Genomic DNA, 18,097 nt, shown 5'->3' with positions numbered 1-18,097 from the left:
AATTTTGTTGGTAAGTAAGGTAGAGAACTTTGCCTACATATCGTTGAAAGCGTCAAAATCCTCAAAGTCGTCGTCTTCATACTCTGAATCTTCTGATTGAAATAAATTTGGGGGATAATTAATTTTCATGTCCCTTAATGGTTCGAGAAAAGCCAGGTAGAGTTCTTTGTATATCTCTTTAATTACAGGGTCATCGTATTTGACACATTTTTCTAAGATGACCCGCATTTGTACCAACATACTGTCGCGAGGAGAATCTGTTTTCCCCATAGCCGTTTGAATAGCCCAAGCTGCATCGACAAAGTAGACCGAGACAGGACAAGAATTTCGCATACCACGCCCAATTGTTTGTAGAATTGCCACCATCTGATTAGCGGTAAACGGTTCAAACAGTTCTATTCCCAAACGACTAGCCATTAATGGTTCGCGCAGCAGCCGCCCAACATTTTTGTATGTTTGCCTTCTTGCGGTTTTCCAAGCATTAAAAATATCTGTTAATCCTTCGTTTGCAGAAAACTCACGGCGATCGAATTCTTGGGTAGCTCGTCCCGCTAAACTAGATAAAAGCTGAGTGTCATCAATTTTAGGGTGAGGACGAGTTAAGAAATAGATCGAACCAACAGCAGCATCTCTTTCTCTCTCTCCTTTGGTAAAAACAATGTTAACGCCACGACCAATAGCCATCATGGGAAAGATTATTAAATTGCAGCTTTCATCATCTCCCAAGGCTTCACATTGAGAAGTAGTCACATAATCTGATGATTTTTCTCCTTCTTCAAGGTAGCGCACAACCGCCTTAGTTCTTTTACTGACTTCTGGATAATGTCGATCTATATGTTGTTTAATTGCTCTGACGTGCTTGTAGCCATTAACTACAAAAGCAGCTTTGCGATGAATACCTTTTCTAACATCAAAATTCCTAATCGCTTTCCAAACTTCAGAATTGTCGCCGTTTTCCACTAATTTATCGACCATCTTGAGAAGGTTCTCATTTCTCGCCTCCCCTGCACCGCTATAGCGCAATGGTCTAAATTCGTGTTTGATGTCTTTATCTTGGAAACGGAGAAAAACGTATTTACTTTTATCTCTATCTTTTTGACTTTCTTTCTCTTCATCTGGTTTGGGTTTGAGTAAATAATCTGGAGCTACATCAATGTGATAAGCGGGACTAGCTTCTAAATAAGAAGTAGCAGAAGTCATCAACACCGCAGGTGCATCTTTTCTACTATCGGCTTCTAACAAACGATTGAAGCGGTGCATCAACATCCGAGGCGCACCCATAAAAGTAACGTGGGAAAGAGTTACGTTACTAGAGTTATGTCGATTAGTTCGAGCATCTGAAAAACGATATTTAACTCCAGAAAGAAATCCAATTAAATTCTCAGGAGTGAAACGGTGCAAGCTATCGGAGACAGACGGATTTAAAATCGGTTCTTTAATCAATCCCTCCGCAACCATTGTTCTAGTTTCGGGGACGGTTCTTTGATAACCCAAAATAACGAAGGTAATACCCACCAAAAGAGTAATAGACTCGCGAGTCAGATGAGGAAAATCGCCATCAGGAAAACAGATTTTTAGAAACGAACTAGCAATGCGATCAATAATCTCATCTCGTTTTTTGACTAAATTTTCAGCTAAATAACGGCGAAAGTGACTAATGAGTTCATTCCAGTTAGATTCAAGTTTATCTGTATCTATATCTAAATTTTTTGAACAAAAGCTCTGATTAAAACTTTTCTTTGTTGTATCAGTGCCAGTGCGATCGTAAAATGCTGCATAAGCAGCACTTGTCCAAACATCAGTTAAAGCGCGTATTTTTTTCGATCTTTTCTGCTGTTCTTCTTTACTTAGTTTGTCCCTTTTAGATATGGGTTTAAATTCATCTACGATTTCGGTGATTATTTGGGATACGGTCAATAATTGCTTTTCAAAGCGATCTTTTAATCTTTTAGGAATATGCTGCAATAGGCTAACAAGGAAGGTGTTGTGGTTGCCAAACTCAGCCATGTTGCGACTATATAGTTCTATGGTGCGATCTGCTAACAGATAGGTTTTATCTCTGGATAAGGGTTCGTTAACTTGTTTGAGAATAGTCCGATGAATGGAGTCATCCGTACCAGAAAGGTTTAACTGTGACAGTCCATAACTATCTAAATTAGACTGAACCATATCTGCTTCATCAAAGATAACTAGATCGAAGGTTCGAGCCATCAATTCAAAGTAACGAATCTGCTCATCAATTGCGTGATAGGGTACGGAGGTGTCCATCGATCTGATATGACCGACCCAAACGTCGGCATCAATCAAATCTCGTGGTGCTTTATTGCGTCCGCACATTGTCCAGACAGGACACAGGCATCGCTTTATTTTTCCAGAGGATGAAGATAAATTTTGCAAAATACTGTTGCAGGGTGCATTGCCAAAACCCCAGAGAGAGGTTTCTGTGGGAGAATAAGCAGGAAGCAAACAATTAAAAGCAAAGGAGTCAGCACCGTCAAGAGTATAGGCAAATCCGCCTTGTTCTCCCGATGCAGCTATAGTTTCAGCGATACGGTCTGCATGATTACGTCTAGTGGTAGGGTTTTGACCTACCAGCATTCCAACTTTCACTCCATAAAATTCTAAGTCACCCATGTAACGTCTAGCGACTTCAATAGAAGGAAAAATCAGCATCACTTTGTAACTCTTTTTTCCCAGCCAGACAGCACTCACCATCAAAATTGTGGTCTTACCAGCACCAGGTAAACCAATCAAGTGTTTTATTCCCGATAAATTTATCGTTTCGTTTTCGACTCGTAAACCGCGATCTGCTTCTGGTACTTTCACTACAAACTGTTTCAGACGTTTAGTCCAATTGCCAGATCTTCGTTCGGGATGCTCTCGATCCTGGCGATCCATTTCTTCTGCTGTCTGATGTAATTCCTGAAGCGGAATTGAAATATCACCTCTTGGTTTTCGATTGAGATCGTGAGTCTTGCGACTAGCCAATGGTATAGTAATAGGGTTTATTGGTAAACGAGTTGATGTAGCAGAATCTCCTGAAGCAATTTTACGCTGTAAATCACCAATATCAACCGCCATTTCTTCTTGAGGATTAGCCACAATTTGATTATGAGTCTTATACTCCATCGGTGCAGCAAGGATTTCTTTTGCCTTGGCAATATTAGAATCTTCTAAAAAATCAGTTCTTTCAAACTTTAGTGTTTCACCATCTATCTGATAAACCCCTTGAGTCCCTTTTCGGTAATGATCGTCGATATAAAGAGCTATCGCATATTCCAGAGAGTTTTTGGTGACATAGCTTAGAGACATCTAACGCAAATTAAAAATTGCCTGTCGTGCGCGTTCTAAATTCGGCGCATTATAAACACTTGCCATTCCAGACATAATCACAGAAGAATTTTTTAAAGAATTTACACCGATAAATTCTTCCATCAGCACGCAAAGCCAACCAATGCGATCATATCCCTTCCAAAAATCATATTTAACTCGCATAGTAACCCTCCTCTATGTTTTCAATAACTGAAGATACGGACATGATCTGCAAGCCTTTAGTCTCCTTTTTTTCATCCAGCAAAGAACGCAAAGTAGAAAAATAGCCAGGACAGTCTTCAATTAATTCGTCGGTAATGGCGACGATTCGCTTTTTGTAATGAATTAGTCCACCGATACTGCGATTGAGCTTTAGTGCTAGTAGTACGGGACTGCGATAAGATTTGGCATCTATACCAATATTGCGAGACAGTCCGTTGGGCGGGTCTCCCGACTTGAAGGAACTGTCGAGGTTGCGATCGCCAATTGCCACATCACATAGATCTGATTCGGGATATAATTCTGCATCCAAATCATTATTTGTTGCCTCATCAAAAATCGCTAATTCATCGATCGCAGGCGCAGTCCAATAAGCTAGTATTTGTGGTTTTGCCACTAACAATCGACCGTCTTCTGGATTTAATTTCTCTCCCACCTGTGGCGGATATTTACTGTTACATTGATGAATCGGACAATAGCCTTGAGGATAGCGATCTCGATTGTGATGAGGTCGCATTAAAGTCCCGCAGTGATAGCAACGATTCGCACAATTATTGATCAACCAAATTTCGGGAACGGAATTAAAAAATTCAAGGACTGTTTCTTGTCGCGGTGTCAAATCTTTTTCTTCTAAATAATCCAAAAGCTCTCTTTCTCTAATCAGCCATCGCCTCCCTAATAATTCTCTGATTGCAGTGTATGCTTTGTGTTGCTTCTTTCTTCCCAAACTTTCAGTTGCAATTTTAATTGATTGGTACAGTTTATATTCGATAACTTGATCCTCACCAAAGCCTCCTGAAAGATTAGCAATATCAGCACAATCTACTGTTGGTACTCGTAAGTCTGAATAAATCAATTGGACATTACCAAAGCGAAATTCTGAATCGCGAAAGATATTCAAATCCCATTTTTTATAAGTATTCAAACTAAATCGAGAACGCTCCAATACATCATGAACACAAGCAGCGCGATCGCATTTTCCTTCTTCTAGATACAAACGACCAATTTTACACATTGCTGAATATAATTCTGAAGGTAATTTGTCATCCTGTCTAACAATTTTTCTACCCATAAGAACGCGATCGTATTGTCCCAAAATCCCTTGAGCTAAAAGAATTACAGCATCTTCAGCTAAAGTAAGATTGTTTTTGTTTTGCTGAAGGGGAAACAAAGATAATTGTTGATCGTTCTCAGATTTTTCGCCGTCTTTTATCGCTAAAATTTGTTGTTCCAATTCTTTGTCGTTGAGAGAAGACAATACTTCGGCGATCGCAACTAAAGTCCAACCTTTTTTCAACAACTGCAAAGTTACTAATCCTTCTAATACTTGACGAAAGCCAAATTTTTTCCCTTTCGGTTGAGATAAAAGCTTTTTACCTCTCCATGAACGAATTGTCCTGACAGCAGGGGGTTCAACTGATAAATTTAGCTGTTTGATTTTATGCTATAATTTTTCCAAAAGATTTTCCGCCGTACCTTGCCAATCTCTAATATCGTCGAAATCCATTTTTTACACCAATTGATGTAAACATTATAAGGTGACAAATTTATTCTCGGCAACTATAATCGGGTTGTGTAAGTCAAAAGCTGTTGTAAAAACATCTGGACTACGGAAAATATTTTTGTTAGATATGTTGAGCTTGTTAAGCGATGAAAATTTCGACGGCAACATAATTCGAGGACTATTTTTGCGCCAACCCGATCTCGACTTACTTCGGTTTCAAGATGTAGGTTTGCAAGAACTCGATGATTCAACAATTTTATCCTGGGCTGCTGACAACAAACGCATTGTTATCACTTATGATCGCGCAACCATGCCCGACTTTGCTTATGAACGTGTGGCAAAAGAAGAGGTGATGAGAGGATTGTTTGTAGTTAATGATCGTCTTTCTATAAAACAAGCCATTGATGAGTTACTACTCTACACGGTATATAGTGAGCCAGAAGAATGAAACAGAAAGGTTTTATATATACCCTGATTGTTCTTACTTTTTGCCAAAAAAATAAATTAAGATTACGATTGTAATTTGTCTAATAGCAATCTCACCTGTTTCAAAACATTAAGTTAAAATTTATAATTATGCTGAAAGCGTGAATGATGCAGATAGTTTATGAACCTTATTTTAAAAAGTGATAAGCCACCACGTGAAGAAGATAATACTGGCGCAATTAGAGTAGGTAATTCGAGAGTTTTGTTAGAAATAGTGATTCGAGCTTTTCAAGATGATGCCTCTGCCGAATCTATTGTCGATAGCTACTCAACTTTGACTTTATCTGATACTTATGGAGCGATCGCTTACTATCTTAAAAATAAAGATTCAGTAGAAGAATATTTAAATCAGAGAGAAGAGTTAGCCGAATCTGTAAAGCAGCGTATCAATTTGACTCAATCTGATATGAGTTTAATTCGTTCTCGTTTATTATCTCAACAAATCAAGGATGAGAATCTTTACTAGAAAGTATTGCCGTTGGTATCGCTTGAAGATGTACTCATTTATTAACTGGAGACAAACAAGACTTTTGCTTTTTACTTGGTCAACAGATTGAAAATATGGCGTTGCATCATTGTGAGATGGTTAGGTTTAACTAGGGGACTGGGAGACTAAAAGACGAGGGGAATCATTAATCTTCTTTATTCAGAATCATTCCGAAACTGTGCAATGCCGAAAATATATTTGGTTGTCTTATCAAAGTTATTAGCTGAAAAAATGGTAGCTAAAGGATGAATAGAGAGAAAATGAAGTGCGATCGCTTATTCTTCAAGTGCAACATTATTTACACTGTATATTGACACACATCAATAGGATAGTAATTGCCCTAGAGTAAAAAATAGCATTTGGCAAAATTGTAAACAGATTTACTTCACAAAGTAAATCTACAAAAATCGAATGACATAAACGATATAGATATTAGTGTTTATTAAGGGATTTGAACATAGTTATACTTCAAGAGATATTAAGCTGAAAGCTATATACGCATAGAGGCATCCCTGATAGAAAAGTGAATACCTATATGTCCTAAAGGACTAACTTCTTACTCAATAAGCTCAACGGGGGAAACCCCCGCAATGCTTTTTCGCCCTCCGTGTCGCGAAGCGGTATCCGTGATAGACGAACCTATAAATTATAAAGAAGCTAATTATTGCTTAACAATTAATGACTTTAAACCTTTATTTTCTTCGACATGGCGAAACCGTCGCTAGCAAGACAGACGAATTTTGTGGATCTTCTGATGTTGAGTTAACTTCAGAAGGAATAGTTATGGCAAAAGACTTTGCTGTGGCTTATCAGTCTATACCTTGGAAAACCATTTTCTGTAGTCCGATGCGTCGCACCATTGCTACCGCCAAACCTTTATGCGATTTGCTAAGAATGGAAATGCTGCTAAGAAGGGAATTGAAAGAAATAGATTTTGGCGAATGGGAAGGTAAATCTCAGGCAGATGTTAATCGTCAATTTCATGATGATTATCTACGCTGGCAGTCCGAACCTGGATGGAATGCACCTCCAGGGGGAGAAAGAGCAGTTGATATTGCTCGCCGTAGTTCAAAGGTAATTGAAGAAATAGAGCAGACTTATCAGAGTGGAAATATATTGATCGTGTCCCATAAAGCCACAATTCGGATTATGTTATGTTCTTTATTAGGAATTGATGTCGGACATTACCGCGATCGCCTTGATATGCCCGTAGCGGCAATTAGCCTGGTGGAGCTTACCGCCCACGGTCCATTGCTTAAGAAGTTATGCGATCGCTCTCATTTAAATTAGTAATTAGATAGTAGGGTGGGCAAAAAAATAAATTATGTTTTTAAATTTGCAATGTTCTTAATGCCCACCATTAATAATCGTAATTAGTCATCATCCAATCATGCTTGTTTTAGTTTTCAATGCGGGTTCTAGCAGCCAAAAAAGTTGTCTTTACGATTTTGACCGCGAGAGAGGGCGAGGTCTCCTCACCATCTCTAATCGCGGTGTTGGGAAATCTATCCTAGAGAATCCCCTAGAACCGTTGTGGGAGGCGGATATCGATTGGACAGGATCGGAAGAAGGAGGCATTCTTACCGTTGAGAGCAATAATATCGAACAAGAAATCAAGCTAGAAAATCGTGAGACGGCTTTAGAAATCCTCTTGAATACTTTAATTGAAGGAGAAACCAAGGTTATAGACAGTCTTGATGAGATCGATGTAGTTGGTCATCGAGTGGTTCATGGTGGGGCAAAATATAGCCAGCCTGTGAAGATCGATGCTGATGTAAAAAGTGCGATCGCCGATCTGATTCCTCTTGCCCCCAGTCATAATCCTGCTAATCTCGAAGGAATTAATACCATTGAGAAAATATTACCCAAAATACCCCAAATAGCAGTTTTTGATACGGCTTTTCATACTACAATTCCCGAACCTGCTAAAGTTTACCCGATACCCTATAAATATTATGAACAGGGAATACAACGCTATGGCTTTCACGGTATTTCCCATCAGTATTGCGCCCAGCGTACTGCCCAAATCTTACAACAGCCCTTAGATTCTCTCAAAATAGTTACTTGTCACTTAGGCAATGGCTGTTCTTTAGCTGCTATTAAAGACGGCATCTGTATCGATACCACGATGGGATTTTCTCCCTTAGAAGGATTGATGATGGGTACACGCTGCGGTTCAATCGATCCGCAGATTATTATCTATATGATGCAGGAATATGGAATGGATGTAGAAGAAATTAACCAAGTACTCAATAAAGAGTCTGGTTTAAAGGGAGTAAGTGGCGTATCCAACGACTTAAGAGCGATCGCCAAAGCAATGAGTAACGGTAATACTCAAGCACAGTTAGCTTATGACATTTATCTTCATCGCCTCAAAAAAGCTATCGGTGCAATGGTTGCCAGTCTTGACGGCTTAAATGCCTTGGTATTTACCGCGGGGGCAGGAGAAAATCAGAGTTTGCTGCGGGAACAAACCTGTGGAGGTCTATCTTATTTAGGCTTGCAGCTAGATTTAGCTAAAAATGATGCCGATCCTGTCGATACTAATATTTCTACCAAAAATTCTCAGGTACAAATACTAGTAATTCATACTCAAGAAGATTGGGCAATTGCGACCGCAGCTAAAGAAGTAATGTCAGCAGAGGCGATCGCAGTTAAAAGCAGCAAATAAACATTTAGACTCAATAACTCGATTGGACAAAGGCGCACTTCCACATCTAATACTAAATCCGATTGGGATTTAGTATGACCCCAGCACCCCTCTCGTTCAATCCGACCATCAGCCAGCTTGCGATCGCTCTATAGCAAGAAATCAGGTGTTCAGCTATTTGTCGTGATGTAATCAGTAATTAATAATCTTTGATATGCAACTTTAGTTAGAAGCCATCTATAAAAAATCTAGATAAATTTTAATTATTGAGACGTTTAATGTCGTGTTTACGTAAAAATTGCACTTCAAAAAATCATCTCACAACAGAAATTAACTAAGAACCAAATTTATGAATATTGTCAAAAAACTACAAATTAAGAAAATTGCTAGTGCTTTCGTTCTAGTAACTTTTATATTTTTCACCACAGCTTGTAATAGTGGCGATAAACAAGGTGCGCGTCCGAACGTTCCCCCTGTTCAACTCGGCGGACAAAACAATCCTCACAAAGCAGGTGGAGATGGTATGAGCCAATATAAATCTCCTGTTAATGATTCTAAATTAAATAAAGTTCAGGATCAAACAAACTTACCAGCCGAATCGCTCTTGGCAACAGCAAATAAGAGCGAAACTAGCTATCCCACCAATGATAATCAAGTAGAGGGATTACTCTATTCAGACTCAGATGAAGTCAAGTCTTTGAACAGTGTCGATGAATTCGTTAGTCCTCAGAGACAAAGAGCATTAAAAGATCCTAGTCAAATTCCTGCGGTTAAACAAACAGCTATTGATCGCAGCGATCCTGACAACAAGCTTTTAGAAAGAACCAAACAAATGTTTGATGATGCTGCCAATTTTTCAGCTAACTAATCATAACAGTTAAGACAGTAACAACAGTTAAAGCAGTTTACTCTTGGTGCTTCAAGCCGTTCGGCTAGATTGTAGCCTTAGATGCCGATGCTAGGTCTGCAATCCAAGTCGCTTCATTACTTCAGTAGTTGTAATCAAATTATCGAAATACAAGGAGAAAAATAACTATGTCACAAGAATTAGAAGGAATAAACATCGCTATTTTAGTCGCTGACGGTTTTGAACAAGTAGAAATGACTCAGCCTCGTCAAGCCTTTAATGATCAAGGTGCAAGCACCTATATTATTTCTCCTATGGAGGAACAGGTGCGCGGTTGGAATCACTTTGATAAAGCAGATGAATTTGCAGTTGATTTGCTTTTAGACAAAGCTAATCCTGAAGATTATGATGCACTATTGCTTCCTGGCGGTGTAGCAAATCCAGATCAGTTAAGGACAAATGAAACAGCCGTCAAGTTTATTAAAGCTTTTTTTGAGGCAGACAAACCAGTTGCAGCTATCTGTCATGGTTCTTGGACGCTGATTGAGGCCGATGTGGTCAAAGGACGTATAATTACATCTTGGCCTTCACTTAAAACCGATCTAAAAAACGCAGGTGCAAGCTGGGTGGACCAAGAAGTGGTAATAAACGGTAATTTAGTTAGCAGTCGCAACCCCGATGATCTACCAGCATTTATCAATACTGCGATCGCTTTATTTTCCAGCCAAAAAGTCAAGTCTCAATCAGCTTAAAGACAAATTTCAACCATTTTCCCAACAACAAGTAAGAAGTATTTTATGAGTTCTCAATCAGCAGCCGAACAAAAAGTTTATCATCTTCATTCTCTAGATATAGACGAACAGTTGGCAGTTCTTTGGTATGTCTACCGAGATTTTGTTAAAGAGAATATAACTCCCGAAGCAGAACGTCCCGATGAAAATCTAGAAAAGTCGTCAGGTTTAATCGAGCAAGTCAAGCAAATGTCTCCTGAAGACCAACTACAGGTGCAGCGCGATCTGATCATTGGTAAAGACAGGGCAGAATTTCAAACTTACAAAGAGTATTCTTCCAATCAAAAACTCTTTTTCTGGTACTGTCTGGCATCAGAAATGGAAAGAGGTAATGCAGTTCAAGTACCCGATGACTATCAGTTATCCCCCGATGCACAGCAACTATTAGACTCTGTTAAAGAATTAGATTTTACTAATAAGCTAGTCTTTATCAAGGATGTAGTTGGTCTTGGTGCAGCACAAAGTACTGAAGAAAAAGTCTAAATTCTTCTATTTTAAAAGGAGATCTCCCTGTAGAGAGATCTCCTTTTATGTTCTGGCGTTGGTAAATGCGTGATGTTTAAACTCACGTTATTTAAGATGGTTTTTGTTGCAGATAAAATTGATAGCGATCGCGCAGTTGTGCAGAATTAAGATTTTTAGTCCAATATTCTACTAAAGCGTGACCAAAAGCCCAGGTGTTGAGATTTTTTGCTTTATTGTCGTCTAATAACAAAGACCATAAAGAACGTAAATCGAAGTTGCCCAGATTAGGTTCATCGTTGAGCAACATATATAGGTCATAAGCCATTTGTAATTTACCAATGACTATGGGTAACTCTTCTACAGGAATTTGCTCTGCTAAAACATAGGCCAGAGCAGGATTTCCTGTAGTCATAGTCGAAATAAATTGCAGTACGGGACTTTTTAGAAAGGCAGTTAAACCCTGACTGGTTGCCATTTGACGAGTATAGCGATCGATGATTTTTGCTGCTGCTTGGCTGCGAGCTTCCAAATTTCGCAAAAATCTTGCTAAACGAAGCTGTTTAGCTGGTGCGATCGCCTGAATCAACTCCAAAGACAAAGCTTCTACACCCCAAGCAAAACGATTGTTTGTCCGATCTTCTGTGACTATTGGTAAAATTAAATCGCAGATATTTCCCAGTAATTCAGCACGATAAACAGTTGCTTCTCGAATAGATTTTTCTTTGGGTTTCGTCCCTTCCTGCCAGTTATAAGGTGGATTCCACTCACGAATTGGGCGCAGGCGATCGACTTGGGTAACTATTCCCACGGCACTTAAATCAGGAAGCTCTTTTTTCAAGGTTTCTAGAAAATCAAGATCCATTTGTAAAGCAGGATCGAGAGCGGGAGTTACCAGTAAAAGTAAATCTGCTGTAGCTGCATAGTCTAAAACTTGTTCCCGCAATTCAGGATGATTTACCTGTTCATAACCAGGAGTATCTAACAAATTTAAAACTTCTTTGCTAGGAGTTTGCCAACGATAGTTTTGAATTTTATCGGTACTGGGCAAAACATCTACTTCCGCTTTGTCGGCTTGAAAAAGAGTATTAATTAAGCTGCTTTTCCCCGCCCCAGTACGCCCAACTAAAATAATATTGACAGGCTTTCGATCTACTTCTTGGGGTGATTGGGCTGATTCTAATATTTGTTTGAGAGTTTGGGTTTCGGTTTTGGGCAAGGCATAACTAGGTGCGACTTCAGGAATAGTAATAGTTTCGTCACCATAAAGCGCGATCGCCTGTTGTGCCAAATTCTTTAATGCCGTTTCTCGCATTAATTGACCCAAATTAAGCAATAATTCCTGATTTGCCTGATTACTAAATTTTTTGGTGGCTTGATTGGCTACTGCTGCTGCGGGATTGAGCCACCATTGTGACCAATTAAATACCTGACCTAATTTTCGCGCCGATGGCTCTAGTCTACGGTACACTTCATAAGCTTCATAAGCCTGTCCGATGGAAACTCGGTTTAAAACAGGGGAAAGCTTTTGCATCATGCGATCCGTGTCGTCTACCGTCCCACGGATCAAGCCGTAAGCTTGGGGAATATAAATATTAAGCAGAGGACGTTTAACATTGGGATTATATACATGGGCGATCGCAGCTAACAACTCTTGACACCGTTGCCAAAAAGTCTGCCAATCTTCCCAAACTGGTTCATCTGCTCTGGTTTTAGCAATAATTTGTTCTAAAGAAGCTTGTAATTGCTTTTCCCTACTTCCTGCTGCTTCTAACTCTGGCTCTTGTGATAACTCCTGATTAATTTCGTCTATCGCCTCCTGAATCTCAGCTAAAGGCTTTGTCCACTTCACCAGTAACCATCGCCAGAGAACAAATACTAAGACCACGACACCCCAAATCCAATTAATACGCCAATTATGAATTTGTGAACCTGCTGCAACTAATAGAAAAATTACGATAGTTGCGATCGGCAAGATTAAAATTACTACCTGCCAAGGTTTAATGGATTTCATTGCTTTTCCTCTGCCTTAGAGCTTAATATCTGCTTTTATCCTAGCGAGATTTTTAACAAAGCATATTTGTTTTTTTAATGAATCCAAAGCATTTGCGTAACTGGTTCGCCCACTGCTGCTATCCCTCTCAAACCTGCAAATCGCTATATTTATGACACATATTTTCTTTGATGACTATGATTATCTTTCATGATTTTGATTTTTTCTCTATAGCTGCGTATAAATTAGCTAAGTTATCTTTGACAGAAGCATTAGAATTATAAACGCTCGAACCCGCTACCAAAACAGTCGCCCCTGCTTCTACTACTAAGGGTGCAGTTTCAAGATGAATCCCTCCATCAACGGCGATTGCTACATCAAGATTTTGCTCTTTGAAGATCTGTTTGAGATAGCGAATTTTATCCAACTGAGAGTGAATAAAAGATTGACCGCCAAAGCCAGGATTTACGGTCATAATCTGGACTAAATCTACTAGATCGAGAACGGGAATAACTGCATCTATGGAAGTACCAGGATTAATAGTTACTCCTGCTTCTATACCTAACTCTTTAATTGAGGATAAGACTCGATGCAGATGGGTACAGCTTTCTTGATGCACGATTAAGCGATGGGCACCAGCTTTAACAAAGTCTTCTATAAATCGCCCAGGATCAACAATCATTAGATGAACGTCGAGAAACATATCAGTTAGAGGACGGATCGCCGCTACCGTATCCCAGCCAAAAGAAATGTTTGGCACAAACTGCCCATCCATAATATCAATTTGAATTCCTTTTGCTCCTGCGGCTTGAGCTTCTTCTACTGCTTTACCTAAATAGGCAAAGTTGCCAGATAAAATTGACGGTTCGATCTTAATTTGATTATTATGTGCCATTGTTTTTACTGCTGAAATAAAGTTAGTAGTATTTTTATGGCTGGGATGTGGATTATCTAAATCGCCCAATTCCTCCCAGGATTCCTGCTATATTATGTATAGTTTTGACGTTAGCTGGCAGTTCAAAGTTGATTTTTTTCTCATCGGCAATTATTCGTTATACAAAGTTATCGAATCATCTGGCTTGACTACCACAACGCGATCGGCAGTAATGTTGCCCACCGCAGCGCCCGCAGCAGCACCACCAAGGGCTTCTCCTACTTTTATTTTCCCGCCAAATAATTCACCTAAAACTGCACCACCAGCAGCACCAATTCCTGCATCTTCAGCTACCGAACCTGCCGATGTATCACGGGGATCTTTGACATCTGCTAAAGTTTGAGATTCTGCATTGACGGGATAGGTATATTTGCCATAGGTTACATTCTGAGCAACATATCGTAGCCCACCTTCGGTAGGAACGTATTTTCCTTCAATGGTTGCACCCACAGGAACGGTAACATTACCAATTGTGCCACTTTGAGTAGCAATCAAATCATAGTAATAGACACGATTGTTGTTGAGATAAAGAGTTTTTTCTTGCGCGCTTCTGGCTTCAATAGTTCTGCTTTGGGCGATATATTGGCTTGGTTCTCTACTCAAGGCAATCGCGGGGACAGTTGAGCCTAAAAGAAATAAAGAAACCGCCCCACCTAATAATAAGTTTTTATTGCGTGAAATCATGATTAAAAAGTTGATGAATTAATTTAACAAGCTTGCCAAAACCTTTGATTTAATTTTTTTGTAGGTTCTAGCTGATAAGTATTTATAACTCAAGGTTACGATTTCTGCTTGGCAGTTGCTTCTCTTTTGTTGCTCAAAGCTAGTCAAATCTTGCCCAAATTTTTTGACCCTTATTCAATTGGGGTTTTCTTTAGTTCAAAATAAACTTCTCGATCGCCTTGGCAAAACCTTCTTCTGTATAAGAATCAGTCGTATATGTTGCCTGGTTTTGCACATCTTCACTGGAATTGCCCATTGCAATACTCATGCCACTAAGCTCGAACATCGGTACGTCATTGGGCATATCGCCGAGAGTGGCAATTTCTGCTAGAGGAATATCAAGTATTTCTGAAAGACGTTTAACTACAGTTCCCTTATTGGCTTGAGGATGGGTAATATCAAGATAATAAGGCTGAGAACGAGAAGCAGAGGCGCGATCGCCCAATGCCTTTTGAGTAGCAGCTTCGCATTTTGCTACTGCATCTAGGTCATCACTAACGCCCACAATCTTGACTACATCACTCAGTAAGTCATTGTAGTTATCAACGACAGTAGGCTTAAACTTCACGGTATTGCTTTCGCGGTCTACATGAGAACCATTTTTGTCCTGAACGTACCAGTCTTTTTCTAGATAAATCCAAACATCTAAGTTATGCTCTCTAATAAGAGAAATTGCCTGTTCGGTAACATCTTGGGGCAAACTATTTTGTTCGATAACTGAAAAGTCGGGGTTGAGAAATATTCCGCCATTGAATGCACCAATAGGTGCTTTTAGATTTAGCGGTTCAACCAGCATTTTCATACCCAAAGGTGGTCGTCCGCTAGTGATGGCGAACAGAATGTCGGCATCGTGTAGTTTCTTGACCGCAGCACAGGCGCGTTCGGTTAATACTTTATCAGGGGTGACTAACGTTCCATCTACGTCAGCGACTACTAAGGAAACTTTAGTTGATTTGTCGGCAGCTTTGTTCATTGTTTTAAATTGTGTAATGTTTTCAGAAAGGCGATCGCTCGGCTACGGGTCGCGCGATCGCCATATTTTCTAAGCTACTTTTATTCAGAGGCTTTTTCTGCTGCTTCAAAACCGATTTTGGCATGAGTACCATCGCAGAAAGGTCGGTTTGAGGAAACTCCACAGCGACAAAGAGCTATATGGTCTTTGGTTTCAAAAGCTTGTCCACTACCGTCGGTAATAGAGACATCTCCTTTGACAATAAAAGGACCATTATCTTTAGCTTGAATGGTTAGATCTGACATAGTATTCTCCTTTTTTAATTGTTAAATTAATTAGTGCAATTTTTGATTAGACTTACTGTAAAATTCAGAGAAAAGTTTCCTATAACTCTCTACTTGTTACTCGTTACTTCCTACTCAACAGACATGACTCGCCACTGACGACCATCTCGTTCTAGCAACTCATCTGCCGATTTTGGACCCCAAGTTCCAGCAGTATAGTTAGGAAAATCGGCTTTATTTTGCTTCCAAGCTTCAAGTATGGGATCGACAATCTTCCAGGCTGCTTCGGTGTTGTCCGCTCTTTGAAACAGAGTGGCATCGCCAATTAAGCAGTCATAGATCAGGGTTTCGTAGCCAGTTTGGGGAGCAGCACCAAAACGATCTTTGTAGGAAAAGTCCATTTCTACGCCGTCGATATTTACTTTTGGTCCTGGAACTTTTGCCCCAATTTGCAAAGAAATTCTTTCTTTGGGTTGAATTTGGATCAGAAGAAAATTAGGAGTCAGACATTCAACTGGCGTATCTTTAAACATAGTAAAAGGTGCTTGCTTAAACTGAATCGCAATCTCTGTAGTGCGCTGGGGCATATATTTACCCGTTCTTAAATAGAAAGGTACTCCCGCCCAACGCCAATTATCGATTAATAGCTTGAGTGCTACATAGGATTCGGTATTAGAGTCAGGATCGACTCTGGGTTCATCGCGGTAAGCTTTTGCCTCTTTGTCCCCTACCTGTCCTTGGTCGTATTGTCCTCGTACTGCATAGTTATCAACCTCTTCAGGCGCGATCGCCTGTACTGCATGAAACAGCTTGGTTTTTTCGTCTCGTACTGCATCGGCTGCAAAACAGGTAGGTGCTTCCATTGCGGTTAATGCCAGTAGTTGAAACAAATGATTGGGAATCATGTCCCTCAGCGCACCTGCTTGGTCGTAATAGTTACCCCGCTTTTCTACCCCCACGGTTTCGGATACCGTAATCTGAACGTGGTCGATATGGTTGCGATTCCAGATCGGTTCAAACACTCCATTGGCAAAACGAAAAACCATTAGATTTTGCACGGTTTCTTTGCCCAAATAATGGTCGATACGGTAAACTTGGTTTTCGTCTAAGACTTTAAAAATATCTTGATTGAGACTACGAGCAGAATCTAAATCTTGTCCGAAAGGCTTTTCAATAATTACTCTACGCCATTGTTCGTCAGATTCTTTGGTTAATTTGGCTTTGCCCAGACCTTCAACAATGGGTTTAAAGAAGCTGGGGGATGTTGCTAAGTAAAACAAGTAATTACCGCTTGTTCCTTTCTCCTTATCTACCCCAGATAAACGTTTTTGTAGCTCTAAATAGGTATTAGGATCTTTAAAATCACCCTGGAGATAATCCAAGCGTTCGTTAATCCAGTTCCAGATATCGCTATCTACTTCTTGGGTAGCAAACTCCTTGATATCCCGACTCATTTGAGTGCGAAACTCATCGCTACTTAAATCCGTATGTGCTACGCCGATAATAGCGAACTCTTTGGGCAATAAACCAGATTTAGCCAAATTGTATAACGCTGGCATCAACAGACGTTTGGTTAAATCTCCTGCTGCGCCAAAAATGGCGATCGCACAAGGAGAAGCAGGCTCAGGCTGCTCAATTTCAGTTTGACATCTTGGTGCTGTACTAATCATAGTTAACTTTTCCTTTGAAAACTGCTGTTGATGGTCAGCTATTAGCTTTTAACTTCTGCATATATTATCCAATTGAAAACTGCTGCCAAAGCTTTAACTAAATGAAAATTAGGTGTATAGCGATCGCAGCGATCAAGATTGCTCAATAATTACAACATACAAAATATTGCCGAGCAGTTCTTCTCTTTTATTGCTTTAATTTGTCTAATCTTGCTTTTTTTAATTCAATTTGCTCACGTGGCGATTAAAAATTGACAATAGACAATTACTGAGAATTTGAAAGAAGTTTAGCAATGTACCTGAATGACGATTTTTCCAAAATGACTGCCGTTTTCAAGATAAGAAAATGCCTCTTTTGCATCTTGAAACTTAAAGGTTCGGTCGATGACTGGCTCTAAACTGTTCGTTTTCATAGCTTTAACAGATCTTCGAGGTTGGCGAGATCGCCAACGGAAACCGAGCGGATAAACGCTCCACTTTGCATCAGTTGAAAGTAATCCATTCCTGGGTTCTCTTTGCCCAAGAACCCGACCAGGACGATTTAACCACCGTTGGCGACTGCGCGCAGCGATCGGTTTATAGTCGCAAGTCCTACGACTTTAATTATACGGTCAACGCCACGACCATCGATAATTTCTTGATGCCTGTAACCTTGGAGCGTCATTTTAACGGCGAGCGCTCTTTTTAATTCTCTTGGCTCTGCATTAGACTCTATAAAAGTATTTAATTCTTCAACTTTTAGTTTTCAGCCTTTTATTTTTACTTTCTCATATTTGATTTCTG

At 39.7% G+C, this 18,097-nt stretch carries 15 protein-coding genes and 2 pseudogenes; 7 read left to right on the top strand and 10 right to left on the bottom strand.

Annotation, left to right across the window (positions count from 1 at the left end; translation table 11 throughout):
- Nucleotides 1–33: 33 nt before the first annotated feature.
- Together SLP02_RS11730 and SLP02_RS11725 are read right to left on the bottom strand one after the other, a co-directional pair.
- A pseudogene (locus SLP02_RS11730) lies at nucleotides 34–3,495 on the bottom strand (hypothetical protein).
- Entirely contained in the window at nucleotides 3,485–4,837 is a 1,353-nt protein-coding gene (locus SLP02_RS11725) for a restriction endonuclease-related protein (protein WP_319420838.1), read from the bottom strand. The pseudogene SLP02_RS11730 and the gene SLP02_RS11725 overlap by 11 nt, the downstream one beginning before the upstream one ends.
- A 325-nt stretch (nucleotides 4,838–5,162) precedes the next feature.
- On the opposite strand from SLP02_RS11725, the gene SLP02_RS11720 reads away from it, so the two are divergent.
- The 7 genes from SLP02_RS11720 (at nucleotide 5,163) to SLP02_RS11690 (ending at nucleotide 10,779) form a co-directional block, all read left to right on the top strand.
- Entirely contained in the window at nucleotides 5,163–5,483 is a 321-nt protein-coding gene (locus SLP02_RS11720; RefSeq protein ID WP_319420837.1) for a DUF5615 family PIN-like protein, read from the top strand.
- A gap of 159 nt (nucleotides 5,484–5,642) precedes the next feature.
- A complete protein-coding gene (locus SLP02_RS11715) occupies nucleotides 5,643–5,987 on the top strand; it encodes a DUF433 domain-containing protein (protein WP_319420836.1) in 345 nt (114 codons plus the stop codon).
- Between the two features lie 699 nt (nucleotides 5,988–6,686).
- Nucleotides 6,687–7,298, top strand: coding sequence for a histidine phosphatase family protein (locus SLP02_RS11710; RefSeq protein WP_319420835.1), 612 nt, complete (start codon nucleotides 6,687–6,689; stop codon nucleotides 7,296–7,298).
- Between the two features lie 100 nt (nucleotides 7,299–7,398).
- On the top strand, nucleotides 7,399–8,679 hold the full coding sequence (locus tag SLP02_RS11705) for an acetate/propionate family kinase (protein ID WP_319420834.1): 1,281 nt from the start codon (nucleotides 7,399–7,401) through the stop codon (nucleotides 8,677–8,679).
- Nucleotides 8,680–9,007: 328 nt separating this feature from the next.
- The gene (locus SLP02_RS11700) at nucleotides 9,008–9,526 is read left to right on the top strand and encodes a DUF6658 family protein (protein ID WP_319420833.1); all 519 of its coding nucleotides are present in this window, start codon (nucleotides 9,008–9,010) and stop codon (nucleotides 9,524–9,526) included.
- 167 nt (nucleotides 9,527–9,693) lie between these two features.
- On the top strand, nucleotides 9,694–10,257 hold the full coding sequence (locus SLP02_RS11695; protein ID WP_319420832.1) for a type 1 glutamine amidotransferase domain-containing protein: 564 nt from the start codon (nucleotides 9,694–9,696) through the stop codon (nucleotides 10,255–10,257).
- Between the two features lie 45 nt (nucleotides 10,258–10,302).
- Entirely contained in the window at nucleotides 10,303–10,779 is a 477-nt protein-coding gene (locus SLP02_RS11690) for an orange carotenoid protein N-terminal domain-containing protein (protein WP_319420831.1), read from the top strand.
- Nucleotides 10,780–10,870: 91 nt separating this feature from the next.
- Here SLP02_RS11690 and SLP02_RS11685 read toward each other — a convergent pair whose 3' ends face one another.
- The 8 genes and pseudogenes from SLP02_RS11685 to SLP02_RS26650 form a co-directional block, all read right to left on the bottom strand.
- Nucleotides 10,871–12,772 carry a GTPase family protein gene (locus tag SLP02_RS11685; protein ID WP_319420830.1) on the bottom strand — a complete coding sequence of 634 codons (1,902 nt, stop codon included), beginning with the start codon at nucleotides 12,770–12,772 and terminating at the stop codon, nucleotides 10,871–10,873.
- Between the two features lie 187 nt (nucleotides 12,773–12,959).
- Nucleotides 12,960–13,646 carry a ribulose-phosphate 3-epimerase gene (rpe, locus tag SLP02_RS11680; protein WP_319420829.1) on the bottom strand — a complete coding sequence of 229 codons (687 nt, stop codon included), beginning with the start codon at nucleotides 13,644–13,646 and terminating at the stop codon, nucleotides 12,960–12,962.
- A 150-nt stretch (nucleotides 13,647–13,796) separates the two neighbouring features.
- Entirely contained in the window at nucleotides 13,797–14,369 is a 573-nt protein-coding gene (locus SLP02_RS11675; protein ID WP_319420828.1) for a hypothetical protein, read from the bottom strand.
- Between the two features lie 190 nt (nucleotides 14,370–14,559).
- The gene (locus SLP02_RS11670; protein ID WP_319420827.1) at nucleotides 14,560–15,381 is read right to left on the bottom strand and encodes an HAD family hydrolase; all 822 of its coding nucleotides are present in this window, start codon (nucleotides 15,379–15,381) and stop codon (nucleotides 14,560–14,562) included.
- An 80-nt stretch (nucleotides 15,382–15,461) separates the two neighbouring features.
- Nucleotides 15,462–15,665, bottom strand: coding sequence for a CDGSH iron-sulfur domain-containing protein (locus tag SLP02_RS11665; protein WP_319420826.1), 204 nt, complete (start codon nucleotides 15,663–15,665; stop codon nucleotides 15,462–15,464).
- A gap of 110 nt (nucleotides 15,666–15,775) precedes the next feature.
- Nucleotides 15,776–17,314: a glucose-6-phosphate dehydrogenase gene (gene zwf / locus SLP02_RS11660; protein ID WP_319420825.1), complete on the bottom strand. Its 1,539-nt coding sequence runs from the start codon at nucleotides 17,312–17,314 to the stop codon at nucleotides 15,776–15,778.
- A gap of 287 nt (nucleotides 17,315–17,601) precedes the next feature.
- Nucleotides 17,602–17,727, bottom strand: a complete 126-nt coding sequence (locus SLP02_RS11655; protein ID WP_319420824.1) for a zinc-binding dehydrogenase — start codon at nucleotides 17,725–17,727, stop codon at nucleotides 17,602–17,604.
- Nucleotides 17,728–17,945: 218 nt separating this feature from the next.
- A pseudogene (locus SLP02_RS26650) lies at nucleotides 17,946–18,029 on the bottom strand (transposase); the annotation flags it as partial.
- Nucleotides 18,030–18,097: the final 68 nt, after the last annotated feature.

The organism is Pleurocapsa sp. FMAR1 (assembly GCF_963665995.1).
Taxonomy (GTDB): domain Bacteria; phylum Cyanobacteriota; class Cyanobacteriia; order Cyanobacteriales; family Xenococcaceae; genus Waterburya.
Note: the sequence above shows the minus strand (reverse complement) of the source record. Positions and strands in the feature narration are given on the sequence as shown.